This is a genomic window from Actinoplanes sp. CA-030573 (assembly GCF_050951115.1).
In the GTDB taxonomy this organism is placed as follows: Bacteria; Actinomycetota; Actinomycetes; order Mycobacteriales; family Micromonosporaceae; genus Actinoplanes.
In genome coordinates, this window is record NZ_CP192038.1 from 6,145,623 (window position 1) to 6,170,910 (window position 25,288).

The following is a 25,288-nucleotide window of genomic DNA, read 5'->3' on the forward strand; positions in this document are numbered from 1 at the left end:
AATGACGGATGGAGAGCGCACTCGTCCTCGGCGCCGGGGGCATCACCGGCATCGCCTGGCAACTCGGGGTCATCACCGGGCTCCGCGAGGCGGGCGTCGATCTCACCGGCGCCGACCTGATCGTCGGCACCTCGGCCGGCTCGGTCACCGGCACCCTGCTCGCGGCCGGGGTCGACCCGGTCGACGCCCAGCGCCTGGAGGCCCGGCTCGGCGCCGGCGACCCGCCGATCCGCCCGGACTGGGAACGCGGCTCGCAGGCCTTCGCGATCCTCACCGACGAGACCCGCGACCCGGCGTCGATCCGGGCCGAGGTCGGCGCGCTCGCGCTGGCGGCGAACGTCATCGACGAGCACTCGTACGTGACCTCGCTGGCCCGCCGCCTGCCGGTGCACGCCTGGCCGGACCGTCCGCTGCTGATCAACGCGGTCGACGCGGCGACTGGCGACCCGGTGGTGTGGGACCGCGCCGCCGGCGTCCCGCTCGACCGCGCGGTGGCCGCCAGCTGCGCCGTTCCCTGCATCTTCCCGCCGGTCACCGTCGGCGGGGGCCGGTTCGTCGACGGCGGCGTCCGCTCCGGCACGAACGCCGACCTGGCCGCCGGCTGCGCCCGCGTGGTGGTGCTGGCCCCGCTGGCCCCGGTCCGCATGCACGGCGCGCCCGCCGCCGAGATCGAGGCCCTGCGCCGCCGGGCCAAGGTCGCCCTGGTCGCGCCGGACGACGCGACGCTGGCCGCGCTGGGCCCCAACGTGTTCGACACGACCCGGTGGGAGCCGGCGATCGAGGCGGCGACCGCCCAGGGACGCCGGTTGGCATCCGAGGTGGCCGCCGCCTGGGACAGCTAATGCGCGTACACCTCCAGCTCGTAGATCGAGAATCCGTAGGAGGTGGCCCGGGTCTGGCCGGTGAGGCGCAGGCAGCGCGCGGTCGTGACCGGGAAGGTGAGCGTGTCCAGACCGCCGTTCCCGCCGGTCACGGCGGCCACCTGGGTCCAGCTGCCGCCGTCGGCCGAGGTCTCCAGCTTGTACGCGGTGGCGTAGGCGTCCTCCCAGCGCACGACCGCCCGGGCGACCGGCCGGGCCGCACCGAGGTCGATTTGCAGCCACTGGTTGTCGTTCCAGGAGCTGGCCCAGCGGCTGGATAAGCTGCCGTCCACCGCGTTCCGGGCCGGGTAGCCCAGCTGCGCGCTCGACGCGGTGACCGTCCTGGCGGCGGCCAGATTGCTGATGTCGTCGCCACGCCGGGCCGGGAACGAGACCACTTGCTGGTAAGTGGGCCGGTTCTGCCAGGCGATCAGGTCGTGCTCGATGCCGCCCAGCGGGGACTGCAGGATGGCGTCGGCGCACCACTGGTCGCCGGCGGCGCAGTGGTCGTCGCCGGGGTAGGTGGTGGTGGCCGGCTCGGCGAGCGCCGCGGACAGGCTGGTCAGCAGCGCGCTCCGGCACGTGCTCAGCACGCCGCCGCCGCAGTACCTGGTGGACCAGCCGGGGACGCTGTCGCCGAGCGTGGCGCGCAGGTCCTTGTCGACGTAACCCCACCAGCCGTACTGGAACGAGGAGCCCTTGTGCGCCTGGTTCTCGTTCGCACTCGTCGGCAGCGAGGACGTCGGGCCGGTCTGCCCGCCCGACGGCGACTCGTTGATCTGCAGGGCGTCGACCAGCGCCTGGAACAGCCCGTCGCCCAGCCCGGATCGGAACGCGGCCTCCACGAGCTTCGGCCACCAGGCATCGAAGATCCGAATGGCATCGGCGTTCGCGTACGCCTTGCTGCCCGCCGCCGTCTCCTGCCGGTGCGCGCCGGCGGCCAGCCAGGTACGCAGCTTGGCCAGCGCCGTGGCCTGGTCCGGGTCGGTGACCGTCGCGGTGTCGATGACCCGCAGCAGCACCGGCAGCACGTCGGTGCCGCGCAGGTCGGTGGTGGCCGCCGACTCGACGACCTTGACCAGGGACGCCCGGTCGTACCTGGCGCCGGCCGCGATCCCCGCCTTCAGGGGCTTGTCGAGCAGGTCGCCGCGGTGCACCGAGCCGAAGCTGAAGTTGCCGTCGGCGGCGCCGAAGCCGGCCGCCTGCTTGTTGTTCCAGCTGACGAAGTAGTCCTGGTTGACCGCCTGCGGGTGGGCGCCGGCGGGGACGTACGTGGCCACGTTCGTCGACGGGTTCCAGCCCTGCCACTCGTACGCCTGCTCGGCCTTGGTGGGAAGGTTGGGATCGGCGCCGGAGGCCCGCAGCGGCTCGGCGCCCGAGGTGAACATCGCCGAGTCGGCCGAGTTGACGTAGAACCAGTTGAACGCGAACGAGATGTTCGAGGCCGAGTTCATGAAGGCGGCCGGCGTGCCCATCTGGTCGGGCTCGTTGAACATCTGGAAGCCGATCGCCGAGTCGGCCTCGTGCCGGTAGGTCGAGCGCAGGCTGGTGAACGCGGTCGGCGCGCCCCCGACCAGGCCGCGCCACGTGACCAGGCCGTACCTGGTGCGCTGGACGGTCAGCCGGTAGGAGCCGGCCGCGGTGGAGTCGGCGGTGGTCGGCTTCCACGAGTTGGTCCGGGTCAGCGCCTCCATCGGCGTGCAGGTCCCGTGGTAGAGGTAGCTCGTGGCGGCCAGGCTCGGCGTGCTGCCGTCGGCGTTGCAGAGCTTCACCGCGTACGTGTCGGTGATGTCCTGGATCGACGAGGTGGCGCTCCACGCGTAGTCGGGGCCGCGGCCGATGAGGGTGTAGAGGTTGAGCCCGGAGAACGCGATGCCCCGGCTGCTGATCCCCGGGCCCTGCAGCTCCTGGGCCATGAGCAGTTGCGGGGCGAAGTAGCCGGTCTGCGGCCCGAAGACGGCGACCGGATGCCCCGTGGCCGAGTGGGCGGCGCTGACGATCGCGGCGTTCGACATGCCACGCTTGGCGCTGTCGATCGTGAGCGTGCTCAGCGAGTCGGCCAGCGCGCTGGAGCCCGATGTCGCCGCCGACGTCGCCGACCCGGTCTTGTCGAAGACGATCGGCTCCGGCGTGGCGGTCCCGGCGTCCGGCATGGCGACGCCCGCCGCATTCGGGTCTCCCTGCCCGTACGGGAAGGATTGCCCGTTGTGCAGTGTCAGCACCGTCTCGGGATCGTTCTGCTCGCGGAACTGCTGCCAGACGGCGTCCCCCGCGGCGTTGCCGTACTTGGCCCGCGCCGCGATGCGGACCAGCGCCGACTGCATCTCGGTGCCGCCGCCCCCGCCGAACAGGCCGCCGATGACGCCGGCGATCGCGATCAGGTCGGTCATGGTGAACGGGACCGGCCCGCCCGCGTTGGTGATGGCGTCGAGGTGGCCGGTCAGCACGTACTCGCCCGGGCAGTCCCGGGCCGCCATGCAGTCGGCGATGTACTTGTTGATGCCGGCGATGTAGCTCTGCACGTCGCTGTACAGCTGGGCGCCGCGCGTGCTGCCCGCCTGCAGCGCGTTGATCTGGGCCTGGAGGTCGGCCTCGGTGTACGGCGAGTTGCGCCAGACGCTCTGCTCGAGGTCGCGGTTGCCGGCCGCGCCGCCCGCGAAGCTGGTGAGGTTGCCGCGCGCCACGTGCCGCATCAGGTCCATCAGGAAGAGCCGGTCCTGGGCGCCCGCATACCCGGCGCCGTACATGAGGCCGGCCCGTGTGGTGCCGGTGACGTGCGGGATGCCGAACTTCTTGTCCCGCACGATCGTGACGTCGCTGCGCGGTGACTTGGTGCTCTCCACGTCGGCGGCGGCCACACCGTACGAGCTGTCGTTGAAGAAGGTGTTGATCTGGTCGCCGGTCAGGCCGGTGTAGTTGTACGCGAGGTTGGCGTACTTGGACAGCTGATCGTCGGAGTGCGGTGGCTTCGTGCCGAAGGCCTGCGAGGCGAGGATCTGCACGAGATCGGCGTCCCCGTTCTGACCGGGCGGCAGGATGTCGGAGCACTCGCCCAGGCAGTAGTCGTTGGCGGCGTAGGCCGCGTGGGCGGGGCTCGAGAGGGTCGGCGAGAGCGTGGCGGCGGCGGCGAGGACGGCCACCACCAGGGCATTGATGCTTGGACGGCGTCGGCGCATGGACGTTTCCCTTCGGGAACACGCGAACGCGAAAAGATTTCATAGATGTTAAGACTTCGATGGGTTGTTGCACTAGAGCTTTGCTACTACTGCGTAGCGTGACTGTTGCGTGGTGACGCTGGGTGACCGTGATCGGGGTCGTGCGGGCTGGGCATCCTAGGAGGCTAGGTTGGAGGGGTTGGGGTTTGGGGTTGGGCTGGCGCGTGTGCACAGCGGGCTGGGGTCGGCGGGGCTCGGGTCCGCGGGCTCAGGTCCGGGGGTGGGGTCCGCGAGCTCGAGTCCGCGAGCTCGGGTCCCCGGACGGTGAGCCGGCGCGCTTGGATCCGCGGGTGGCGGGCGGTGAGCTGGCGGGCTTGGATCCGCGGGCGGTGGGCTGGCGGGCTTGGATCCGCGGGCGGTGGCCGACGACCGGTGAGCCGACGACCGGTGAGCCGACGACCGGTCAGCGACGAGACGGTGGGCGCCGTTGTGGACAGCCGGCGGAAAGTGTCAGAGCCGACTGCTTAACTCGACCCCACCCAGTGCCGGGGTGGGGAACCAAGACGGCGGCGCGGCGGTGCGCTGTGTCGGCGCAGCAGAGCGGCCGGCGCAGCAGAGCGGCCAACGCGGCAGAGTGGCCGACGCGGCAGAGCGGCCAACGCGGCAGAGTGGCCAAAGCGGCAGAGCGGCCAGCACGGCAGAACGGCTAGCACGGCAGAGCGGCCAGCACGGCGGAAGCGGAAGGGCCGCGGACCCGGCGCGGCGGGCCTGCAGGTGCAGGGGTGCAACCAGGCGGCGCTCGGCAGGTCACCCCTGAGGGTGAACCACAACCTTGAGTCCTTCGCGCGCCGCGGCCGTTGCCATCGCCGCGGTGATGTCGGTCAGCGGGTAGGCGGCCGACACCAGCGATGACAAGTCGACCAGGCGATTAGCCACCAGGTCGATCGCTCGGGGATAGACCTCGCCCATCCGGCGGGACATCACCAGCGTCAGGCCCTTGCGGCGGGCGATCGACGCGCGGAAGGTGGTCTGGTCGCCGTCGGGGATGCCGACCAGGAGCACTCGGGCGCCGGGCTTTGCGGCCGTCAGGGCGGCCTCCACCGCGTCCGCGCTGCCGGAGACCTCGAAGACCAGGTCGGCCTCGCCCTTCAGCGGGGCGGCGCCCAGCTTCAGCGCGGCCTCCATCCGGTGCGGCAGCGGGTCGGCGGCCAGCACCCTCGTCGCGCCGGCCAGGCGGGCCAGCTGGATCAGCGTCAGGCCGATCGGGCCGCAGCCGACGACGGCGACCGTCTGTGCCAGGCGGGGGTGCGCCAGGTCGTACGCGTGCAGGGCCACCCCGAGCGGCTCCAGCAGCGCGACCTCGTCGTCGGAGATCGCGGCGGGGATCGGGTGCAAGCGGTGGCTCGGCCAGGCCATCAGCTGCCGCAGGCCCCCGTCGCAGGCGCCGTGGCCGGCGAAGACGATGGCCAGGCAGAGGTTCGGGTCGCCGTCGAGGCAAGGCTCGCAGTGGCCGCACGGGATCGCGGGATCGATCGCCACCCGGGTACCGTCGCGGTCGCCGCCGCGGATCACGCCGCCCATCTCGTGGCCCAGGACCAGCGGCCGTGACAGCACCGCGTCGCCGATCGCGCCCTCGGTGAACCAGTGCAGGTCCGAGCCGCACAGGCCGACGCTTGTCACCTCGACGAGGGTCTCCCCCGCGCCGGGAACCGGGTCGTCCTCATCCGAGACCCGGACATCCCCGGCGCCGTAGAGGCGGGCAACACGCATGCGGTGAACGATAACAGCGGAAAAGGACACCCCGAGCCGGGCGGCGGACCGGCGGCAACGGCACAATCGCCAGCACAGCCCGACGGCTGCCGAGCCCGACGACCATGAAGGAGGGTCACCATGACCGGAGCGGAAGAGCTGCGGGCATTGCTCGCGGCCGGCCAGGTGACCCACGCCCCCGGCGTCTACGACCCGGTGACGGCCGCGCTCGCGGTGGCGGCGGGGCACCGGGCCGTCCATCTGTCCGGGACGGGGGTCTCGGCGCTCATGCTGGGCCGTCCCGACCTCGGCATCGTGCGCGCCACCCAGATCGCCGACCGGGCCGCGACCCTGTCCGCGGCGCTGGGCGACGTGCCGCTGATCGCCGACGTGGACACCGGGTACGGCGATCCGAGGAACGCGGTCTGGACCGGGTACGCCTACGTACGCGCGGGAGTGTCCGGCCTGCACATCGGTGACCGGGCCGAGCCCGGGGAGCACGGCGCCGAGGTGATCGGCGTCGACCTCGCCGCGGAGAAGATCGCCGCCCTGGCCCGCGAGGTCCCGGAGCTCGTGGTGATCGCCCGCACCGATGCCTACGCTCGGCATGGCCTGGCCGGCGTGATCGAGCGCTGCGAGGCCTACGCCGCGGCCGGGGCGGATGCGGTGTTTCCCGGCGGCGTGGAGGACCTCGACGAGCTCGCCCGGCTGCACGACGCGCTCCCGGGCGTGCCCATCGTGATCAGCCGATCGGAGGCCGAGACGGCAAGCGGCGCGGTGAGCAGAGCCGCGGCAAGCAGCGCCGGTGTAAGCACAGCGGCGGCAAGCAGCGCCGGTGTAAGCAGAGCGACCGCAAGCACCGCCGGTGTAAGCAGAGCGACCGCAAGCAGCGCCGGCGTAAGCAGAGCGACCGCAAGCAAAGCGGCGGTGAGCAGAGCGGCGGGTGCCGGCGACGACGACCTGGCGGCCGCGGGCGTACGGCTCGTGCTGCACCCGATGGCCGCGCTGCTCGCCGCCCTGCGCGCCGCCTCGCAGGTCTATCGGCAGATCGCCGACACCGGCAGCGCCGAACCGGTCGACCGCCTCCCGTGGGCGGCGTTCACCGCGCTGATCCCGGAGCAGGCGGCCCGGGAGTTCGAGGCACGCTACACGCCGGGCGACCGGTACACGCCGCCCGACCAGCGGCCCGCCGCCGGCCCGCCGCCGTCGCCGGGCGCGCATCCGCACACGCCGGGCACGACGCCGGAAAGAGTCGCCCGCCAGGAGAGCGACGCACGTCAGGAGGGAGGCGTGCGGCGCGAGACAGGCGCACGTCAGGGAGGGCCGCGAGGAACGGCCATCGTGGACGGACGCGACACCTACGACCGGCTTCACACGTGAGGCGGCCGACGACGATCGGTTGCCGGGTTTGATCGCCGCGGACATTCGGTACTCGTACCGCGTGCGCGACGAGATGCGGGTGGCGGCGTGATCCGGCGGGAGAATCCGGCCCGGGTCGCGGAGATCGTCGGGTCGGTGGCCGAGACGTCCCCGAACGAGGTGGACGCGGTGGTCTGGGCGGCCGACGCCGAGTTCCGGCGGTGGCGGGCGACGGCGCTGGACGAGCGGCTGGCCCTGCTCACGAGGGCGGCCGAGGCGATCGAGGACGCGCTCGCCGACCTGTCGGTACTGCTCGCGCGGGAGACCGGTCAGGTGCTCGGCGACTGCCGCGCCGAGATCGGCCATGCCGTCCGCCACTTGCGCTGGGTGGTCGCCACCGCACCCGCGGCCTTCGCCGACGAGGAGATCCACGACGGGTGGGGGAACATCGTCCGGCAGCGCCGGCCGTACGGGGTGATCGCCGCCATCGTCCCCGGAAACGCACCGGTGCTTCTCGCCATGATCAAGATCGCCCCGGCCCTCGCGGCCGGCAACGCGGTCGTGCTCAAACCGTCCCCGCTCGCCCCGCTGACGCTCGACCGGATCGTGCGGCTGATCGGCGGCCCGCTGCGGATCGTGCACGGCGGCGCCGAGACGGGCGCGGCGCTGGCCGGCCACGAGCTGGTGCGCAGGGTCGCGTTCACCGGCGGCGCATCCGGCGGGCGAGCGGTGGCGGCGGTGGCCGGCGGGCGGCTCGTCCCGGCGGAGTGGCTCGGCGGTGACGAATCGCGCGGCTGGCTCGGCGGTGACGGAGCGGCCGGATGGCTCGGCGGCGACGGAGCGGCCGGATGGCTCGGCGGCACCCATGCGGCCGGCTGGCTCGGCGGCGACGAAGCGGCCGGGTGGCTCGGCGGCAGCGACTCGGCCGTCTTCCTCGACGACGCGCCCTTCGACGACCCCGCCATGGACCGCCTGGTGAGGGCGACCTTCGCCACCGGTGGTCAGGTCCGGATGGCGGCCAGGCGCCTCTTCGTGCCGGCAACCCGGCTGAAGGACTTCGTCGAGGCGTACGAGGCGGCCGCCGCTCGCGTGCTGGTCACCGGCGACCCGCTCGCCGACGGCGTGACGATGGGCCCGGTGATCTCGGCCGCCGCGCAGAAGGCGGCCGAGCTGATGCGCGGCGACGACTGCCGGGATCTGGGCCGCTTCGACGCCGACCCGGAGACCGGCTACTTCGTGCGGCCGTGCCTGGTCGTCGAGCCCGACCCGCGCGACCCGGTGGTGAGCGCGGAGCGGTTCGCCCCGGTCGTGCCGGTGCTCGGCTACCGCGACGAGGAGGCGGTGCCGGCCGCGGCGACCAACGGGGACGCCGGACCGGTGGTCACGGTGTGGAGCGCCGACCGGGAGCGGGCGATGAGCTTCGCGCGCCGCTTCGAGGCCGGTGTCGTCTTCGTGAACTGCCACGGGCAGACCGGGGTGCGGCACACCCGGTGCCTCACTGCCTACGTCCGGAACTGCGTCATCCATACGCCCCCGGGTTAGCCGCGCCGAGCACTCCTGCTCATACGGGCGGTGGAACCCGCGTCGCCCGTACGGTCCGGGCGTCCCTGATCCGACTGCGCGGACCGCGGAGCGGCGCGATCCTGGGCCGATCGCGACGGGCCCGGCCGGGACCCGCCCGTGGCAGTGAGGGTGGCACCGTGGCCACTTCGGAGACGACCTGGCTGGACCGCGTGCTGACCGCCCTCGGCGGCCTGCCCGGCGGGACCGGCCCCGACACCCTGGCCGAAGAGGTCGCCCTGCGGTTCGCCGACCGGTTCGACCCGGCCGACCGCGACTACGTCGGCCTCGCCACCCGCCCACAGTGGCAGGGCTTCGTGCTCGACGCGGTCGAGGAGCTGCGCGCGGCGTCGTTGATCGAGCCCGACCGCTTGGCGCTGACCCGAGCCGGGCGCGACGCCCTCGCGGCCTTGGCCGGCCCGTCACCCGAGCCCGGCCCGCGGACCGCCGCCGGCCTCCGGCCCGGCGGAGACCGGCCCGGCGGAGACCGGCCCGGCGGAGACCTGCCCGGCGCGGGTGAGGCCGGCGCGGACCAGCCCGACGCGGACCAGCCCGACGCGGACCAGCCCGACGCGGATCAGCCCGGCGTGGATCAGCCCGGCGGGAACGAACCCGGTGGGCACGGCGACGGCATCCCGGTCGTGGCCGGCGTCATCTCCGCTCCCCTGCGCGACCCCGACGCGCGCCGCGGATTCGGCTTCAGCGACGCCGAGGACGAGCCGATCCCGGTCATGGTCGAGCTCAACCTGCGGTACTCCTCCGGCCCGGCCGGCGCGGTCACGCGGCTCGGCGAGCTGTGGCAGCGCGCCACCGACGCGGCGCCTCCGCGTCTCATCGCGGGCCGCTACGTGGCCGGGGAGCTCACCATGAGCCAGATGAAACGGCTGGTGGCCGCGGACGCGGTGCCGGTGCGCTGGCCGTCCCGCAGCATCCATCACATCTGGCCGGACTTCCCGGTCCGGCCGCACATCGACGCCTCGTGCGTGACGATCAAGGCGGACGCCGCGCGGAACTCCTTCGAGGCGGACGGGCGCGGCATCGTCTGGGCGGTCATCGACTCGGGCATCGATGCCGATCATCCACATTTCTCGGCGTACGGGACCCTGAATGATCCGTCGGTCCGAGATCTCCACCGCTATTTCCCGCCGGCCGGCGACCCCACGCCGGACGGTGCGCTCGACGACCAGACCGGGCACGGCACCCACGTGGCCGGGATCATCGCCGGCGACATCGAGCCGTGGCTGCGGGAGAAGCCGGGTCAGCGCAAGGTGTACGCGACCGAGAGCCGGTACAACGCGGCGAACCCGGACACGCCGCTGCGGATGCCCCGCGACTTTCCGGATGACGTACGCCTGGCCGGGATGGCCCCCCGCGCCCGGCTGGTCAGCCTCAAGGCCCTCGGCGGCGGGGGCACGCTGACCGACCGCGTCAACCGGGTCATCCAGGCCCTCGCCTACGTGCGCGAGACGAACGGCGACGGGGTCGACGGCATGCGCATCCACGGCGTCAACATCAGCCTCGGGTACGAGTTCTACCCGGAGTGGTTCGCATGCGGCGGCAGCCCGCTGTGCCAGGAGATCGACCGCACGGTGCGCTCGGGCGTGGTCGTGGTGGTCGCGGCCGGCAACTCCGGCTTCGGGACGCTGAACGTCAAGATGGACGCCACGGACAAGTTCGGGTTCGCGATGACCGTCAACGACCCGGGCAACGCGCAGCTGGCCATCACCGTCGGCTCCACCCACCGCTCGGCGCCGCACCTCTACGGCGTCTCCTACTTCTCCTCCAAGGGGCCGACCGGCGACGGCCGGGAGAAGCCCGACCTGGTGGCGCCGGGCGAGCGGATCACCTCGTGCGCGGCCGGGGCGAACCTCGTGGCGGTGGTGGGCAGCGGCGACAAGCCGGCCGACACCGCCGTCTACGTCGAGGACTCCGGCACCAGCATGGCCGCACCGCACGTCTCCGGCGCCGCGGCCGCGCTGCTGTCGGTGCGGCGCGAGTTCCTGGGGCAGCCGGAGAAGGTCAAGCACCTCCTCCGCGACTCGGCCACCGACCTCGGCCGGCGCCGCGAGTTCCAGGGGGCCGGTCTGCTCGATCTGATGCGGGCCCTCCAAAGCGTTTGACGACGGGAGCATTCGACATGACCGACTCCATCGGCGGGCTGCCCTTCTGGGACCTCGTCTTCGACTCCGACGGCGACCCGGATCCGGCGGGCCGCGACGCGCTCTTCGCCGAACTGCCGGCGCAGGGCATCACCGACCTGTACGTGTTCTCGCACGGCTGGAACAACTCGCGGAGCACCGCGCGCCGGCTCTACGACGGTTTCCTCGGGCTGCTCGCCGGCCAGCTGATCGCCGCGCCGACCGGCAAGCCGGGGCTGGCCGGCGTCTACTGGCCGTCGCTGCTGTGGTCGGACGAGCCGATCCCCAACTTCGACCCGGCGCCGCCCATGCTGGGCGTGGCCGGTGGCGCGGCGGCGGCCGTGCCGCAGACTCCGATGGAGCCGGTGCCGCCGACCGTCGACGACCAGACCCTGGCCGGGCTGCTCGAGCAGTTCCCCGAGGCCAAGGACGTGCTCGAGCGGGCCAAGGCGCTGCTCGACGGGCCGCCCACCGACGAGGCCCGGTCCGAGTTCTTCGACTGCCTCAAGGAGTTCGCGGCCCGGGCCGGCACGCCGGACGACGACGGCGAGCACGACGGCGCCACGCCGCCGGCCGAGCCGCGGATGCTGCAGGACGACGACCCGACCGCTCTCTACGAGCGCTACCGGGACGCGCTGACCCAGATCGGGGTGCCGATACCGGGCGACGGCGACGGGCAGGCCGGCATTGGCGACGCATTCCGCGGCATCTGGAACGGCGCCAAGGAGGCGCTGCGCGGCGCCACCTACTGGCAGATGAAGAACCGGGCCGGGGTGGTCGGGCGCAACGGCCTCGGACCACTGCTCGGCGGGCTCGCCACGCGCGCGCCCGGGCTGCGCATCCACCTGATCGGGCACAGCTTCGGGGCGCGGCTCGTGTCGTACGCGCTGGACGGGTTGCCGGCGTCGATGCAGCCCTCGCCGGTCAAGTCGGTGACGCTGGTCGAGGGCGCGTTCTCGCACTTCGTCTTCGCCCGGCCGCTGCCGTTCGACGCCGGTCGCGGTGGCGCCCTCGCCGGGCGTCAGCAGCGCGTCGACGGGCCGATCGTCTCGTGCTTCTCGGTGCACGACCACGCGCTCGGCACGTTCTACCCGCTGGCGTCGCTGGCCGCCGGGGACGCCGCGTCGGCCGGGCACGACAAGCTCTACCGGTGGGGCGCGATCGGGCACGACGGGGCGCAGAACGGCGACGCGGTGCTGGACGCCGTCCAGGCGGCCGGCTCGTCCTACCACTTCAGCCGGGACCACATCCTCAACGTCGACTGCAGCGCCGTGGTGAGCCGGGGCGGGGCGCCGAGCGGCGCGCACAGCGACATCGTGCACCCGGAGGTGACCGGGATCGTGCTGGCCGCCAGCCGGACGTGAGGCCGGGCCGGCTTCGGCCGGGCCGGTTTAGCTCATCGCGCCGGATGTGGCTCCTTCGGCGCGGTGATCTCCGCCTTCCGGTGCGCCGGCACCGGGCGCGACGGCCACCAGAACTGCTCGCCGAGCAGCAGCGCGAGGGCGGGGACGACCACCGTCCGTACGAGCAGGGTGTCGATGAGAACGCCGACGCCGACGACCACGCCGATCTGGGTCAGCACGATGACCGGCAGCACGCCGAGCACCGCGAAGACGGCCGCCAGCAGGATGCCGGCCGAGGTGATGACGCCGCCGGTCGCGGCGAGGGCCCGCAGGGTGCCGTCGCGGGTGCTGCCGCGCTCCCTGGCCTCGTCCCGGGCCCGGGTGACCAGGAAGATGTTGTAGTCGACGCCGAGCGCCACCAGGAACAGGAAGCTGAGCAGGGGCACGCTCGCGTCGAGGGCGGGCATGCCGGCGGCGCGCAGCAGGACGGTCGCCGCGCCGAGGCTGGCCGCGAAGCTGGCCACGACGGTCACCAGCAGCAGGACCGGGGCGGTGATCGAGCGGAGCAGGACGACCAGGACGATCAGCACGACGACCAGTACCAGGGGGACGATCACGCGGTCGTCGCGGAGGTTCGCCTCGCGTTGGTCGTAGTCGCTGGCCGGGGGGCCGCCGACCAGGGTGCCGGGGATGTCGCGGAGGCGGTCGATGGTCCGGTCCGCCTCCGGGGTGCCGGGAGCGCTGGTCAACTGGACGCTCAGCTGTGTCAGTCGGCCGTCGATGGACTGCTCCGGCGGGAGGACCGCTGCCACCCCCGCGGTCTGCCGGATGTCCGCCGCCGCCCCGCCCGATTTATCGCTGTTCACAATGACAGCGACCGGTTGCGCGGCGCCGGCCGGGAAGTGCCTCGCCAGCGCCTCCTGCGCGACGATCGACTCGACCTTGGTGCGGAACTGCTGCGACTGGTCCAGCCCCACATCGATCTTGAGCAGCCCCGCCGCGAAGACGGCCAGGATCCCGAGCCCGACGGCGAGCACGGCCGCCGGCCGCCGTCCCACTGCGCGGGCGATCCGCGACCACCATCCGGTCTCGGTCGGGTCGGGGCTGCCCACGTGCGGCACGCGCGGCCAGAACACGCCGCGGGGCAGCGCCACCAGGGCCACGGGCAGCACGAACAGCCCGAAGACCAGGGCGACCAGGACGCCGACCGCGGCGGAGACCCCGAGCGTACGGTTGGACGTCAGCACCGCCGCCAGCAGCGTGAGCAGCGCCAGCACCACCGTGCCCGCGCTCGCCGTGATCGCCGGCGCCGCACCCCGCCAGGCCCGCGTCATCGCCTCGCGCCGGGACTCGGTGCGCCGCAGCTCCTCCCGGTAACGCGAGATCAGAAGCAGCGCGTAGTCGGTGCCCGCGCCGAAGACGAGCACGCTCACGATCCCCGCCACCGCCGCGTCGGTGCGCTCGCCGACCAGCCGCGCGACCCACGGCAGCAGCTTGGCGACGACCTGGTCGGCGAGCCCGATCACCGCGAGGGGGACGATCCAGAGAATCGGGCTCCGGTACGTGATCAGCAGCAACACGGCGACGACCAGTGCCGTGGCGAGCAGCAGCGTGACGTCGGCGCCCTCGAACGCGGCCGAGATGTCCCGGCTCACCGCGGCGCCGCCGGTCACCTGCGCCACCAGCCCGGCGGGCAGCCCCGCGGCCTTGAGATCCGCGCGGATCTGATCCACGGCGGCGTTCTGCGCTTCGTCGTCGAGACCATCCTTCAGCCGTACGACGAGAAGCGCGGCCTGCCCGTCCTCGGACGACACGGGTTCGGACACGCTGCCCGTCAGCTTGAGCTTGTCGCTCACCGCGGCGATCGCCGCGCGGTCGTCCCCGGTCAGCGCCGCGTCACGCCGCTCGACCACGACGACGGCGCTCGCCGCCCGGCCGCTCGGGAACCGGTCGCCGAGCTCGGTCACGCGCGTCGACTGGGCGCCGTCGGGCAGGCCGTCGGCCGGCTCGGCCGCGGGTTGCTCCGGCGAGAACGCGAACACCAGCCCCGAGAGGACCACCGTGGTCAGCAGGACCACCACCACACCGAGCCGGGTGGTGAGCCAGTTGACGGACCGCCTACTCATGATCGACCAGCCCCATGTTTCGATCGTCGAATCTTTAGGTAATGGAAACGATAGAATGACCATCGTGCCGACGCAACCCGACCGCGACGCCGCGATGGACGACCTGATCGACGCGCTCCGCCGCTTCACCGTCGAGAGCGATGTCTTCGTGGATGTCTTCGCCCGGGCCCACGGCCTTGGACGCAGCGATCTGTACGCCATCATGTGGATCGCCCGCGGCACCACCGCCGGGGACCCGATCACCGTGGGCGAGCTGGCACACCGCCTGCGCCTCTCGCCCGCGGCCGCGACCGCCCTGGTCGACCGCCTGGAGGCGGTCGGTCACGTGAGCCGCACCCGGGACCCGAACGACCGCCGCCGCGTGACGGTGGCCATGCAGGAGACGGCGTTACGGGTGGCCACGGCCTTCTTCGTGCCGCTGGGCCTGCGCATGAACGACGCCGCCGCCGAGTTCACCCCCGAGGAACTGGCCCGCACGGCCGAAATCGTCCGCCGCCTGACCATCGCCGTCACCGCGGCGTCGCGTTCCCCCGAGCCCACCCTTTAAGACACCCATCCCCGGCGCTTGTGACACGCATTCCGCGCCGTTCAAGACACGCATCCCGGCGCTCAAGACACCCATCGCCGAGCCGCCGGGCCGGGAGGCGCCCGACCACCCCCTTCGCGCGGACGGTCAGGGCGGTGCTTGACGCAGCCCGGAGTCGTGCGCGACGACGATCGCCTGTGCCCGGTCCCGCAGATCGAGCTTGGCCAAGATGTGCCGCACGTGCGTCTTCACCGTGGCCATACTGATCACCAACTCGGCGGCGATCTCGGCATTCGACAGCCCGGCGCCGATGCGGGCCAGCACCTCCCGCTCCCGCTCACTCAGATCGGCCAGGGCCGGCGCCGCCACCGCCCCTCGCGGCGGATCGGCCGCAAAATGCCCCATGAGCCGCGCCAGCACCGACGGCGCCACCACCGGCTCCCCCGCAACCGCCCGCCGAATCGCATCGGCCAGCCCCGCCGACGTCACGTCCTTGAGCAGGAACCCGGCCGCACCGGCACGCAGCGCATCCACCACAAGCTGATCCGCGTCGAACGTGGTCAGCGCCAGCACCCGGACCGCCCCCGCACCACCAGCCGCCGCACCGCCCGCGCCCGCACCGCCGGCACCCGCACCGCCAGCACCCGCACCGCCAGCACCCGCACCGCCCCCGCCCGCACCGCCCGCACCGCCCCCGCCCGCACCGCTTCCGCCAGTACCGCTCCCGCCCGCGCCCGCGCTCCGGCCCGCGACGATGCGGCGGGTCGCCTCGACGCCGTCCATCACCGGCATGTGCAGATCCATCAGGACCACGTCGGGCCGATGCTCGCCGGCCGCCGCAACCGCTTCCTCGCCGTCGGCCGCCTCGCCGACCACCTCGAACCCGGCCAGCTCCAGGATCAGCCGCAAACCCTGGCGCACCATCGCCTGGTCGTCGACCACCAGCACGCGCGTCACGAGCCACCTCCCGCGACCACGGCCGGCAGCGTCACGCGTACCCGGAAAATGCCGTCCGCGACCGCCGCGGCGAAGGTCCCGCCCAGGAACTCCGCGCGATGCCGCATGCCGGAAAGGCCGCGGCTCGCGGCCGGCTGACCACGCGCGTCGGTGGCGTTGGCCGAGGTCACGGTGACCGAATCCGGTGCCCAATGCACGCACACCGACACCGGGCGGCCGGGCGCGTGGCGACCCGCATTCGTGAGGCACTCGCGCACGATCCGGTGTACGGCCAGCCAGATCGGCGTCTGTCCCGGCCATGGCGTGCCGGTCAGCTCCAGCTCGGTGGCGATTCCCGCGTCGCGGGCGCGCCGGGCCAGATCGGTCAGGCCGGCCGGCGTCGCGTCGGTGGGGTCGCTCGGCGGCGCGACTACGTCGAGTGTGGAGCGGATCGACCGGAGCGTGCGGTGGGCCGTCTCGCGGATCGCCTCGACCGGGACGGCCGCGCGGTCGGGCGCCAGCCGCAGCGCCGCGGAGGCGGCCTCGGCCTGCACGGCGATCAGCGTCAGCTCATGGCCCAGCACGTCGTGCAGCTCCTGCGCGATGCGGGCCCGCTCCCCGCTCACCGCGGCCTCGAGCACCTTGCGTTTCTCCTCCTCGAGCTCGGCCGCCAGCCGCAGTAGCGCTTGAGTCTGTCGTCGTTGATGGGCCACGATCTGCCCGGCCACCACCGGCGCCACCACGACCAGGACCCCGCCGATCGCGGCGACCGGCTGCTCGGGCCCGAGGAACGTGCCGAGCACTCCGGTAAGACAGCCCCACGTCGTGACCAGCCAGACCGCCGCGCGCGGGGCGCCGTAGAGACCGACCGCGTAGTACTGCAGAAGCACCGCCACGAACCCGAGCACGGGATAGCCCGCGAGCGGGATGAGCCAGAAGGCGCTCGACACGGCGGCGGCCTCGATCGGGAACCGGCGGCGCCACGCGAGCGGCAAGGTGGAGCCGACGATGGAGAGCTCGGCCACGCCCGGCTGCGCGACCGGGAAGAACTGTGTCTGGACGAGCCCGGCCACGGTCAGCACGGCCGCGAGGATCGCATCCGTCCTCGTGACCCGCAGTCGTTCCGCCCAGGTGCTCATGACCGCGAGAGTAGGCGGCCGAAGGTCGAGCTGTCGTCAGCCCAAGGGCTGAGCGTTTTCCTCGGCCCACGGTACGAGAACGGGACCGACCGTGGGTCGATGTGCGAACCCGCCCGGCTCCGTAACTTTCTGGGCCGGCACACCGAACGCGAAAGGACGATCGATGACCACCCTCACCACGACCCACCGCCCGGCGGCGAGCCACGCCGGCGACCTGGTCCGGCTCAGCACCCGATTCGGGCTCGTCTTCACCATCTGCCATCTGCTCGTCATGGTCGCGATGGCGATCTTCGTCCTGCCCCGCGAGGGTTCGCCGTCCGACCCGGCCATCGTCCGCGGGCAGGGCGCTCTCGACGCGGTCGGCGCCTTCCGCCTCGGCAACTTCGTCTTCATGGCCGCCGGCACCCTCTTGCTGGGCTTCCTGGGCGCGGTCCACGTGAGACTCAAAAAGGCCGACGGCACCGGTACGCTTGCCGCGGTCGCCCTCGCCTCGGGCACCTTGCTGGCGTTGATCTGGCCGTTGACCGGCGTGTTGCACGACATCGCGCTGGACACCGCCGTGGCCGGGGCCGACGTGCGCATCCTCGCCGGGTTCGACGCGGCCGCACCCTACGGATTGGCGTTCTCCGTCTTCGCCCGGGTCTTCTTCGTCGGCTCGATCGCCCTGGCCCTACGCGCCGAGGGCAACGCACGCTGGCTGGTCCGCGCGGCCGTGGTCGTGCTCGTGCTCAGCCTGGCCGGCAGCGCGACCCTGCTGTCCGGCGCCTTCTTCCCGCTGCTGGCGCTGGGCACGCTCGGATACGAACTGTGGATCGGCGCCCTGGCCTGGCGTTGGCTTCGCGACGACCGACGACCGACGACCGATGACCAATGACCGATGACCGATGACCGTCGACCGATGACTGGTAACCGCGACGGAAGCCGCATCACCGCGCCGCGCAGCGGCCGCGACATGCGACGCGCAGGCGGGCGACGTGGCGGTGCGCACGCGCGACACGGCGATGCGCAGGCGGGCGACGTGGCGATGCGCACGCGGGCGACGCGACGATGCACACGCGCGCGACACGGCGATGCGCAGGCGGGCGACGTGGCGATGCGCACGCGGGCGACACGGCGATGCCCACGCAAGCGACACGGCGATGGGCACGCGCGCGACACAGCGACCAGCGGGAGGCCCGCCGCGGTCAGGAGCGGGGTGGCGTGACATGGTGGGGCGCATGCGCATCGTTCTGGCCGGGGGGACCGGCGCCATCGGCCGGGTTCTGGTTCCCGCGCTCCTCGCCCAAGGCCATGAGGTCACGGTTCTCGTTCGCGGCGAGCGCACGGTTCCGGGGGCCACCGTGGTGGTGGCCGACCTCTACGACCGGGACGGGTTGACGGCCGTCGTCCGGGCGGCCGAGCCCGAGGTGGTCATGCACCAGCTGACGAACCTGTCGGCCGGCAGCACGCCCGCGGCCAACGGCGAGTTCCGCAAGGTCGTGACGCCGAACCTGGTGCACGCCGCCATGGCCGCGGGCGCCTCCCGGGTCATCGCGCAGAGCATCGCCTTCGCCTACGAGCCGGGTGACGTCCCGGCGACCGAGGAGACCGGTCTCGACCGGGGTGCCGCGCAGCCGCGGCTGGCCAGCGTCGAGGGCGTGGCCGCCCTCGAGGAGGCGGTCCGTCAGGCGCCCGAGTGGGTGCTGCTGCGGTACGGGCTGTTCTACGGTCCCGGCACCTGGTACGCCCGCGACGGCCTGATGGCGCAGCCCGGAAGCCTGGTCAACAACGGTGACGTCGCGAGCTTCGTGCACGTCGAGGACGCCGCCGCGGCCGCGGTCGCGTCCCTGAGCTGGCCGACCGGCGCCGTCAACGTCTGCGACGACGAGCCGGCCCCGGCTCACGAGTGGGTGCCGGCGTTCTGCGAGGCCGTCGGAGCGCCGGTCCCGCCCGCGGTGGACGGCCGGGCACCCTGGGCGCGCGGCGCGAGCAACCGGCACGCCCGCGAGGACCTCGGCTGGACGCCGCGCCACGCCTCGTGGCGGACGGGGTTCCGCGAGCTCTGACCGAGCGCTGCGGCTTCTCGAGCCCCAACCAGCCGAAACGGCCGGGGCGGGCGCGACGAACGCACCTGCCCCGGCCACGGTTGCGGGTCTCGGGCGGCCCGCTACCGGGCTACTTGGCGATACGCCCCAGCTCGGCGATGGCCTGGGCGGCCCGCACGTACTTGTTCCCGGCCAGGTCACCGATCGTTTTGATGTTGAAGGCCTTCTGCAGGGCCTCGGCGTCGGCGTCGCTTACGCCGGACAGCGCCGAGACCGGGGCGTCGGCGAGCTCGGTCAGCGGCTTCGACTCGTACGCCTTGTCGAGGAGAGCGTCGAGATTTACGGAGGTCGGCATGCGTACGTTCCTTTCCCGGATGTTTCAGGTCGGACGAATGTCGACCTTGCCCGTGGCGGAGGGGCCGAAACGTCCGGTGAGCCACATTCGGCCGCCCTAGTGACCGCGGCCGGGGTGGCGTTTGATCGAGTAAGCGCATGTCAACGCCACGGCGCTTTGCCGCTCTACGCAACCCCGACTGTCGTCCCTACCTGTTCGGGGCCGCCCTGGCGATGATGGCCGACAACATCGAGCACGTCATCACGTACTGGGTCCTCTGGCAGAAGTTCCACTCCCCCGCCCTCGCCGGATTCCAGGTGATCAGCCACTGGGTGCCGTTTCTGCTGTTCTCGGTGTATTTCGGTGGACTGGCCGACCGCTTCGACTGCCGTCGCGTGATCCAGGCCGCGCAGGGACTGTTCATGTTGGTCTCGGTGCTGTGGGGCGTGCTGTTCGTGACCGGCACGCTGCGCGTCTGGGAGGCCTGCGTGCTGCTGGTCGTGCACGGGATGGCCGGCTCGTTGTGGGGGCCGGGTGAGCAGCTCATGCTCCACGACTTCGTCGGCGACCACGAGCTTCCCAGCGCCGTACGGCTGAATGCGACCTTCCGGAGTCTCGGCGTGCTCTTCGGCCCGGTCGTCGGCTCGGCGCTGCTGCTCGGGCTGGGCGCGACCGCCGGCATCTTCGTGAACGTCCTGTTCTACCTGCCGCTGACGATCTTCCTGTTCCGCACCCGGTTCACCGGCCACACCCGCGACGGGGGTGTCCCGGTCCGGCACGAGCGGGTCGGCGTGCTGGGGTCGCTGCGCGTCCTGCGCGACATCCGCACGAACCACACCCTGATCAGCATGATTATCTTGGGCGGGCTGGGCTCGTTCTTCATCGGCGCGTCACTGCAGTCGGCGATGCCCATCTTCGCGTCGGACCTCGGCGCCGGCAGCGCGGGCACGGCGTACGGCATCCTGCTCTTCGCGAACGGCGCCGGCGGCGTGCTGGGCGGCCTGGTCCTGGAGGCGACTGGGTGGATTCCGCCCACGGTGGGTGCGGCGATCATCAGCACTTTCGCGTACGGGGTGAGCACCCTCCTCTTCGCGATCGCCGACAACTACGTTTTGGCCGTCGCCCTCCTGGTGATCGGTGGGGTGGCCAACCTGGCCGCGATGTCGGTGGGCCAGACCGTCGTCCAGCTGCTGGCCCCGCCCGGCGACCGCGGCAAGGTGATCGGCGTCTACGGCGTCGCGGCGAGCGGCCTGCGTTTCGGCAGCGGCATAACCGTCGGCCTCTTCGGCGCGGTGGTCGGCATGCATTGGTCGCTGGGGATCAGCGCCGCCGCCCTGTGCGTAGGCACCGCGATCGCAGCCGTGCCGGCCCGGCGCCGGGCGCTTTCCCGGCCCTGACCGGTGGACAGCGGCCCGAAGTTGTCGTATTGGGGCCGGAATCTCACCCCACCCACACACCCCAGTGCGGCGCTGCCAGCGATCGCGGCCATCCCTTGGGCGGCCAGGTCACGGCCGAAGACCACGTCCCGAGGACGGAATGACGCGATTCAGGACTCCGGCTCGCTGATCACTGCTCGCGCGATGTCGGGCGCCACCTCGATCAGCCCGTGCAGCGGGATCGCCCACTCGCCCAGCGCGAACGCGGCCGCCAGGATCTGCCGGGCGCGGATCGGCCGGTTGCCGTGGGCGAGGCCGACCGCCAGGTCGGAGAGGGCCTGTGCCTTGCTCAACGGGCTGGTCATCCGGTCGACCACCGCCAGTGCGTTCTCCGGGCGGCCACCGTCCTTGGCCATGACCGCGACGACCCGGGCCAGCGCGTCGTCCCGATCGTCGGACGCACCCCGCGTCAGGACGTTCCATCGGACGCGGGACGGGTCGTCCAGGGCGATCGCGCCGGCGACCCGCAGTGCGGCGTCGCGGTGGCCGGACTCGGCCAGCCGCTCGGCGAGGTAGGCATGGATGCCGGGCGCCGGTTCGGGGTCCTCGTCCACAAGCCGGTCGGCCCGGTCGGGCAGGCCGAGCCGGAGGTAGGCGTCGATGCCGAGCACGATCGGCTCGGCCAGCATGAACGCGGATTCGTCGCCTTCGGACCGTGCTGCGCGGAGCGCCGCCTCAACCATCCGGGCGACCATGGTGGGATCGCCGATCGCGGCCCACGCGGTGATCAGCCGGCTGTATACCATGCAGGCCTCCCACGGATGGGTCAGCGAGGCGCCGATGTCGCCGGCCGTCCGGGCGTGGCCGGCGCTGGTTACCGGAGCGAACGCGTCGTTGTCGATGGCGCGCGCGGCCAGCTCGGCGTGGAAGACGGCCCGCTGCCAGGGCAGCGGCAACCGCTGCTCGAGCTGCGGAACCTTCGGGAGCCGTAGCATGGCGACCGCCACCGCGGCCAGCTCAGCCGCGGTCTCGGCGAGCTGGACATGCTCGGCCGGCGGAAGTATGGCCAGCGCCGCGTCAATCAGCTCGTTGGCGAAGCCCTCGTCGCCCGCCTTCCGGTAGCCCTCGGCGACCGAAGCCAGAGCTGCCGCGCGCTCGTCGGGGTCCTTTGCCCGGCCCGCCATTCTGGTGGCCAGCGGCAGGGTGCCGGGGTCGCCGGCGAAGATACGGATGACCTGCTGCAACGCATCGCCCTGCAGCTCCTCGGCGAGCCGCGCCGCCAGCTCGTCGCCCTTGCGCGCGGCTACGAGGGCGATATCCCCGAGGACCTCGCCACGAGTCTTGTCGTCGCTGATCCGCCGGGCCGGCTTCTCCGCCTCCGCGAATTCGCCCAGCTCGGCGCGGGCGACCGCGACGAGAGCCAGGTCCGCGTCGTCGCTGTCGGAGTCGATCGTCGCGCGAGACGAGATCTCGGCCATCGCCGCGACCCGGGCGGCCTCGTCCAGATCACCGGCGACGACCAGGATTCTCGCCGCCCGGGCGAGAATCTCACCCGCCTGCTGGAGGTCGAACGGGTCGGCCTCACCGGGGTCGAAATCGGGCTCGTCCACGTCGAACTCGGTTCCGGTCAGACGGCGGGTCGCGGCGAACCGGGCCGCCCGCCGGGCGGCCTGCGGCCGGTCCTGACCGACGACGGTCTCGCCCAGGGTGAGCGCGGCCTCGGCTTGTTCCACCGGGTCGTCGAGCAGACCGATGGCATACATGGTGGCGTCCTCCCACCCGCCGCGGGCGATGGCGTGAACGACCGCGATCAGCCGGTCCTTCGGCACCCGGCGGAGGCGGCGCTCGATTATCGTGCGGTCGCCCGTGCGGGCCACGGCGATGGCGATCGAGGCGGCCGCCTCCCGCCCGGCCTCGGCGGCGAGGTTGTCGGCCAGCTCGATCAAGTCCCGACCGCCGTGATCGCCCTCGGCCACCTTGTTCGCCCCGATCATGGCAAGGGTGCGCGCCGCGGCAACCGGAGGCAGGTCGATGGCGATGTTGATGGCTGTGGTGGTCTCGCCGGCGGCGGCCAGGAGGTCGCAGACCGTCACGAGCAGGTCCAGCCGGGTTCCCAGCTCTATCGCTCGGTCGTACGCCCGGTTGCCGACGTAGATCTCGAGGAGCGGCCGGGCGCCGGCCGCCGGGTCGTTCATGCGCAGGAGCATGCTTTCGGCCTCGTCGTACCGCCCGGCCCGAGCACAGCAGCGGGCCAGCGTCGCCGACACGTTCTCATTGACCTGAGGCTCGTCGTCTGCGAGCGCGAGGAGTAGCCGCTCGTCCGGCAGCGTCAGCGGGCGACCGCCGGCGTCGGCGACGGCCATCCGGCCGAAGGCGCGACTGCCCTCGTCGGCGATGGCGGTGATCGCCTCCTCGGCCTCGGCCGTCCGGCCGTCCTGCGCGAGGGCGCCGACGACCTCGAACAGCGCGGCGTCGCGAAGTGCCGGATCCCGGATCGAGCGGGCGAACGTAAGCCCCCGCGCGCGGACGTACCCCAACAACACGTCGATGCCGTCCTCGCATTCGTCGAGCGCGAAGCCGATGACCTCGTCGGCCTCCTCCGGGTGGCCCTGTCCGAGAGCGTCGAGGGCCACCGCCAGCAGGGCCGCCCCGCGCTCCGGGCCTTCGATCTGCACGGCCATGAAGGAAGCAACGTCGAAGCGGTGCACGAGAAGCAAGGCAGACACGATCGACTGTTGCAGGTCGGTGCGCTGCGGGCTCGGCTCGAAGGCGCCGACCAGGGCGAAGGCCCGCTCGGGTGACCCCAGCAACGTCCACACGGCCGGCAGCGACGGCGGCATGTGGAGGTTGGGCGCGGTCAGCTCCCAGCGCAGCTTTGCCAGCCGGGCGGCGGCAGCGAGATCGGGTTCCCTCTCCCGGGTCCAGCAAACTTGGGCAGCGATGATCTCGGCCAGCGCCGGTCCGTCGCCGCCGAGGCGCCGTCGCATCCGGGCATGCCGGTCCGAGTCGAGCGCCAAGGCGGTCAGCGGGGCAGTCTCGCCGTTGTCAGCCAGCAGCTTGCCGTAGCGGGCGAGCAGGAAGAACGGGGTGTCGGCCGGCCACCGGCGGGCGCCGTAGTCCGCCGACCACCGGTCGATCCCGGCACGGTAGCGGCCGATCATCGCGGCCCCCAGGGCCTCCCTGGCCTGCTCCCGCAGCGACTCGTGACTGAAGACGAAGCCGGCACCGCCATCGGGGTACGGTGTGACGACGAGCGTCCGACCGCCGACGTTGACCACCGATTCACGCACGATGTGGGCAGGATTCCCGGTGAGCTCGGCAACCTCGTCGATGCTGATGCCGCCCTCGGACGCGACGGCAAAGCCCAGCACGTCCTGGGCAAGAGAGTCGCTGCGCAGCAGCGTGTCGAGCTCCAGCCGCGCTTCCCGGTACAACCGCGCCGCCCGCGCCGAGCCGCTTAGCCGGCGCACCCGGCAGGTCAGCGCCGGATGATCGATGACGTCGACCGGCAGGTCGAGCTGGTGACGGCCGGCCAAGACCACCCGCAGCGCCGGGTGCGGCTCGGCCGGCAGCAACGTGAGGATGCTCGGCAGCAAGCTGGCTCGGTTGCGGCTCTGATCCTCGTCGATGCCGTCGACCACCAGCACCATCCGCCGTCCGTTCGCCTGCGCCTGATCCAGTGCACGGCGCAGCAGCTCGGCTCGTTCCAGATGCAAAAGGGAAGGGTCACGTACACCGGAAGCGGTCGTCTCGAGGTACGTCGTCAGCTGGGAGTGCAGGGTCAGCTCGAACGCCGTGCTGTCGTTCCAGTAGGACTGGCCCGCCCGGATGAAGAAGTGCAGCATGTCGACGCCGGCCGGCGGCTTGAGCACGAAGGTCGCGAGCAGCGCTGTCTTGCCCGACCACGGCTCTCCCTGCCACCACACGTACGGTTCGGCGCCGAAGCAGAACGCGCGCAGCTCGGCCAGCTCGGCGTCGCGGTCCTCGAGGGTGGCCGGCGCCAGCTCGCGGACGTGTTCGAGCAGCGCTTCCGGCCGCAGGACGACACCCCCGGCACCGAAATAGTTGATCTGCACGTTGTTGTCGCCCGTTTGGAAGCCGTGGCTGTCATGGATGCTCATCCCGCGGGCGGCCTCGTCACGTTGTGCTGGACGTTGTTCGAGCCGATCTGGAAGCCGCTGCTGTGGCTGATTCGCACGTGGTACTGATCGCCGCCGGCCTGCCGCAGCATGCTCTCCAGCTCGCGGGCCAGGGCCGGGTCGGCTGTGAGCGCCTTCCGCACCTGAGCCTGAAGCACCGCTTGCGATGCTTCGTCCGCCGGGTCCTCGGCCAGTTCCTCGACCGCCTCGGTGATCTGTGTACCCCGGCCGGAGAGCAACAGCCGGGCCAGGAGCCTCCGTCCCCAAGCGACGGTGGCATCGGCGCCACTGTCGACGGATGCCTCGGTCGCTTTGTGGACCACGGCACCGCCGTAGGCAGCGGCCGCTGCCGACACGAACGGCACCACGGCCGTCGACAACTCGCCAAAATCCATCACAGCCACCATCCCGATACTCTGCGCTATCAGTAGTAGTAACAGAGCCGTGCGAGCGCGATCACTCCTCCGATTGGCTTCGAAGACACCACGACATACGGATGGCCGATGCACGCGGACAAGGGCAAC

General features: G+C 72.5%; 17 protein-coding genes. 9 read left to right on the forward strand and 8 right to left on the reverse strand.

The window, feature by feature from the left end:
- The first annotated feature begins 8 nt into the window (after window positions 1-8).
- Window positions 9-842 (forward strand): patatin-like phospholipase family protein, encoded by an 834-nt coding sequence (locus tag ACQP2F_RS28450; protein WP_433292607.1) that lies wholly within the window; start codon window positions 9-11, stop codon window positions 840-842.
- On the opposite strand, the gene ACQP2F_RS28455 is transcribed toward ACQP2F_RS28450, so the two are convergent.
- Both ACQP2F_RS28455 and ACQP2F_RS28460 read right to left on the reverse strand, forming a co-directional pair.
- Window positions 839-4,036, reverse strand: coding sequence for a penicillin acylase family protein (locus ACQP2F_RS28455; protein WP_433292609.1), 3,198 nt, complete (start codon window positions 4,034-4,036; stop codon window positions 839-841). The two genes, ACQP2F_RS28450 and ACQP2F_RS28455, sit on opposite strands and share 4 nt — an antisense overlap.
- Before the next feature lie 786 nt (window positions 4,037-4,822).
- Window positions 4,823-5,785 carry a zinc-dependent alcohol dehydrogenase gene (locus ACQP2F_RS28460; protein ID WP_433292611.1) on the reverse strand — a complete coding sequence of 321 codons (963 nt, stop codon included), beginning with the start codon at window positions 5,783-5,785 and terminating at the stop codon, window positions 4,823-4,825.
- A 120-nt stretch (window positions 5,786-5,905) separates the two neighbouring features.
- On the opposite strand from ACQP2F_RS28460, the gene ACQP2F_RS28465 reads away from it, so the two are divergent.
- The 4 genes from ACQP2F_RS28465 to ACQP2F_RS28480 all read left to right on the forward strand — a co-directional run bounded on the left by ACQP2F_RS28465 (window position 5,906) and on the right by ACQP2F_RS28480 (window position 12,185).
- A complete protein-coding gene (locus ACQP2F_RS28465) occupies window positions 5,906-7,144 on the forward strand; it encodes an isocitrate lyase/PEP mutase family protein (RefSeq protein ID WP_433292613.1) in 1,239 nt (412 codons plus the stop codon).
- A gap of 87 nt (window positions 7,145-7,231) precedes the next feature.
- The gene (locus tag ACQP2F_RS28470) at window positions 7,232-8,665 is read left to right on the forward strand and encodes an aldehyde dehydrogenase family protein (protein WP_433292615.1); all 1,434 of its coding nucleotides are present in this window, start codon (window positions 7,232-7,234) and stop codon (window positions 8,663-8,665) included.
- Between the two features lie 158 nt (window positions 8,666-8,823).
- Window positions 8,824-10,803, forward strand: coding sequence for a S8 family peptidase (locus ACQP2F_RS28475; RefSeq protein WP_433292617.1), 1,980 nt, complete (start codon window positions 8,824-8,826; stop codon window positions 10,801-10,803).
- A 17-nt stretch (window positions 10,804-10,820) separates the two neighbouring features.
- Window positions 10,821-12,185 (forward strand): hypothetical protein, encoded by a 1,365-nt coding sequence (locus tag ACQP2F_RS28480; protein WP_433292619.1) that lies wholly within the window; start codon window positions 10,821-10,823, stop codon window positions 12,183-12,185.
- A gap of 32 nt (window positions 12,186-12,217) precedes the next feature.
- On the opposite strand, the gene ACQP2F_RS28485 is transcribed toward ACQP2F_RS28480, so the two are convergent.
- On the reverse strand, window positions 12,218-14,290 hold the full coding sequence (locus tag ACQP2F_RS28485; RefSeq protein WP_433292621.1) for an MMPL family transporter: 2,073 nt from the start codon (window positions 14,288-14,290) through the stop codon (window positions 12,218-12,220).
- Here ACQP2F_RS28485 and ACQP2F_RS28490 point away from each other — a divergent pair.
- Window positions 14,289-14,837 carry a MarR family winged helix-turn-helix transcriptional regulator gene (locus ACQP2F_RS28490; RefSeq protein ID WP_433292623.1) on the forward strand — a complete coding sequence of 183 codons (549 nt, stop codon included), beginning with the start codon at window positions 14,289-14,291 and terminating at the stop codon, window positions 14,835-14,837. The two genes, ACQP2F_RS28485 and ACQP2F_RS28490, sit on opposite strands and share 2 nt — an antisense overlap.
- 126 nt (window positions 14,838-14,963) lie before the next feature.
- Here ACQP2F_RS28490 and ACQP2F_RS28495 read toward each other — a convergent pair whose 3' ends face one another.
- The gene (locus tag ACQP2F_RS28495) at window positions 14,964-15,773 is read right to left on the reverse strand and encodes a response regulator (protein WP_433292625.1); all 810 of its coding nucleotides are present in this window, start codon (window positions 15,771-15,773) and stop codon (window positions 14,964-14,966) included.
- The gene (locus ACQP2F_RS28500) at window positions 15,770-16,891 is read right to left on the reverse strand and encodes a sensor histidine kinase (protein WP_433292627.1); all 1,122 of its coding nucleotides are present in this window, start codon (window positions 16,889-16,891) and stop codon (window positions 15,770-15,772) included. Before ACQP2F_RS28500 ends, ACQP2F_RS28495 begins: the two co-directional genes overlap by 4 nt.
- Window positions 16,892-17,054: 163 nt before the next feature.
- Between ACQP2F_RS28500 and ACQP2F_RS28505 the strand changes: the two genes are divergently transcribed.
- A complete protein-coding gene (locus tag ACQP2F_RS28505; protein ID WP_433292629.1) occupies window positions 17,055-17,765 on the forward strand; it encodes a hypothetical protein in 711 nt (236 codons plus the stop codon).
- 343 nt (window positions 17,766-18,108) lie between these two features.
- A complete protein-coding gene (locus ACQP2F_RS28510; protein ID WP_433292630.1) occupies window positions 18,109-18,936 on the forward strand; it encodes an NAD-dependent epimerase/dehydratase family protein in 828 nt (275 codons plus the stop codon).
- 109 nt (window positions 18,937-19,045) lie between these two features.
- On the opposite strand, the gene ACQP2F_RS28515 is transcribed toward ACQP2F_RS28510, so the two are convergent.
- The gene (locus ACQP2F_RS28515; RefSeq protein ID WP_433292632.1) at window positions 19,046-19,270 is read right to left on the reverse strand and encodes a hypothetical protein; all 225 of its coding nucleotides are present in this window, start codon (window positions 19,268-19,270) and stop codon (window positions 19,046-19,048) included.
- A 137-nt stretch (window positions 19,271-19,407) separates the two neighbouring features.
- Here ACQP2F_RS28515 and ACQP2F_RS28520 point away from each other — a divergent pair, with 137 nt between their 5' ends.
- Window positions 19,408-20,646 carry an MFS transporter gene (locus ACQP2F_RS28520; RefSeq protein WP_433292634.1) on the forward strand — a complete coding sequence of 413 codons (1,239 nt, stop codon included), beginning with the start codon at window positions 19,408-19,410 and terminating at the stop codon, window positions 20,644-20,646.
- 149 nt (window positions 20,647-20,795) lie between these two features.
- Here ACQP2F_RS28520 and ACQP2F_RS28525 read toward each other — a convergent pair whose 3' ends face one another.
- Window positions 20,796-24,746 carry a hypothetical protein gene (locus ACQP2F_RS28525; protein WP_433292636.1) on the reverse strand — a complete coding sequence of 1,317 codons (3,951 nt, stop codon included), beginning with the start codon at window positions 24,744-24,746 and terminating at the stop codon, window positions 20,796-20,798.
- A complete protein-coding gene (locus tag ACQP2F_RS28530) occupies window positions 24,743-25,171 on the reverse strand; it encodes a hypothetical protein (RefSeq protein ID WP_433292638.1) in 429 nt (142 codons plus the stop codon). Before ACQP2F_RS28530 ends, ACQP2F_RS28525 begins: the two co-directional genes overlap by 4 nt.
- Between the last annotated feature and the right edge of the window lie 117 nt (window positions 25,172-25,288).

Coding starts and splice junctions, on each gene's coding strand:
- ACQP2F_RS28450 (WP_433292607.1), top strand. CDS start 9: ATGGAGAGCGCACTCGTCCTCGGCGCCGGGGGCATCACCGGCATCGCC.
- ACQP2F_RS28455 (WP_433292609.1), bottom strand. CDS start 4,036: ATGCGCCGACGCCGTCCAAGCATCAATGCCCTGGTGGTGGCCGTCCTC.
- ACQP2F_RS28460 (WP_433292611.1), bottom strand. CDS start 5,785: ATGCGTGTTGCCCGCCTCTACGGCGCCGGGGATGTCCGGGTCTCGGAT.
- ACQP2F_RS28465 (WP_433292613.1), top strand. CDS start 5,906: ATGACCGGAGCGGAAGAGCTGCGGGCATTGCTCGCGGCCGGCCAGGTG.
- ACQP2F_RS28480 (WP_433292619.1), top strand. CDS start 10,821: ATGACCGACTCCATCGGCGGGCTGCCCTTCTGGGACCTCGTCTTCGAC.
- ACQP2F_RS28490 (WP_433292623.1), top strand. CDS start 14,289: ATGATCGACCAGCCCCATGTTTCGATCGTCGAATCTTTAGGTAATGGA.
- ACQP2F_RS28485 (WP_433292621.1), bottom strand. CDS start 14,290: ATGAGTAGGCGGTCCGTCAACTGGCTCACCACCCGGCTCGGTGTGGTG.
- ACQP2F_RS28500 (WP_433292627.1), bottom strand. CDS start 16,891: ATGAGCACCTGGGCGGAACGACTGCGGGTCACGAGGACGGATGCGATC.
- ACQP2F_RS28505 (WP_433292629.1), top strand. CDS start 17,055: ATGACCACCCTCACCACGACCCACCGCCCGGCGGCGAGCCACGCCGGC.
- ACQP2F_RS28510 (WP_433292630.1), top strand. CDS start 18,109: ATGCGCATCGTTCTGGCCGGGGGGACCGGCGCCATCGGCCGGGTTCTG.
- ACQP2F_RS28515 (WP_433292632.1), bottom strand. CDS start 19,270: ATGCCGACCTCCGTAAATCTCGACGCTCTCCTCGACAAGGCGTACGAG.
- ACQP2F_RS28520 (WP_433292634.1), top strand. CDS start 19,408: ATGTCAACGCCACGGCGCTTTGCCGCTCTACGCAACCCCGACTGTCGT.
- ACQP2F_RS28525 (WP_433292636.1), bottom strand. CDS start 24,746: ATGAGCATCCATGACAGCCACGGCTTCCAAACGGGCGACAACAACGTG.
- ACQP2F_RS28530 (WP_433292638.1), bottom strand. CDS start 25,171: ATGGTGGCTGTGATGGATTTTGGCGAGTTGTCGACGGCCGTGGTGCCG.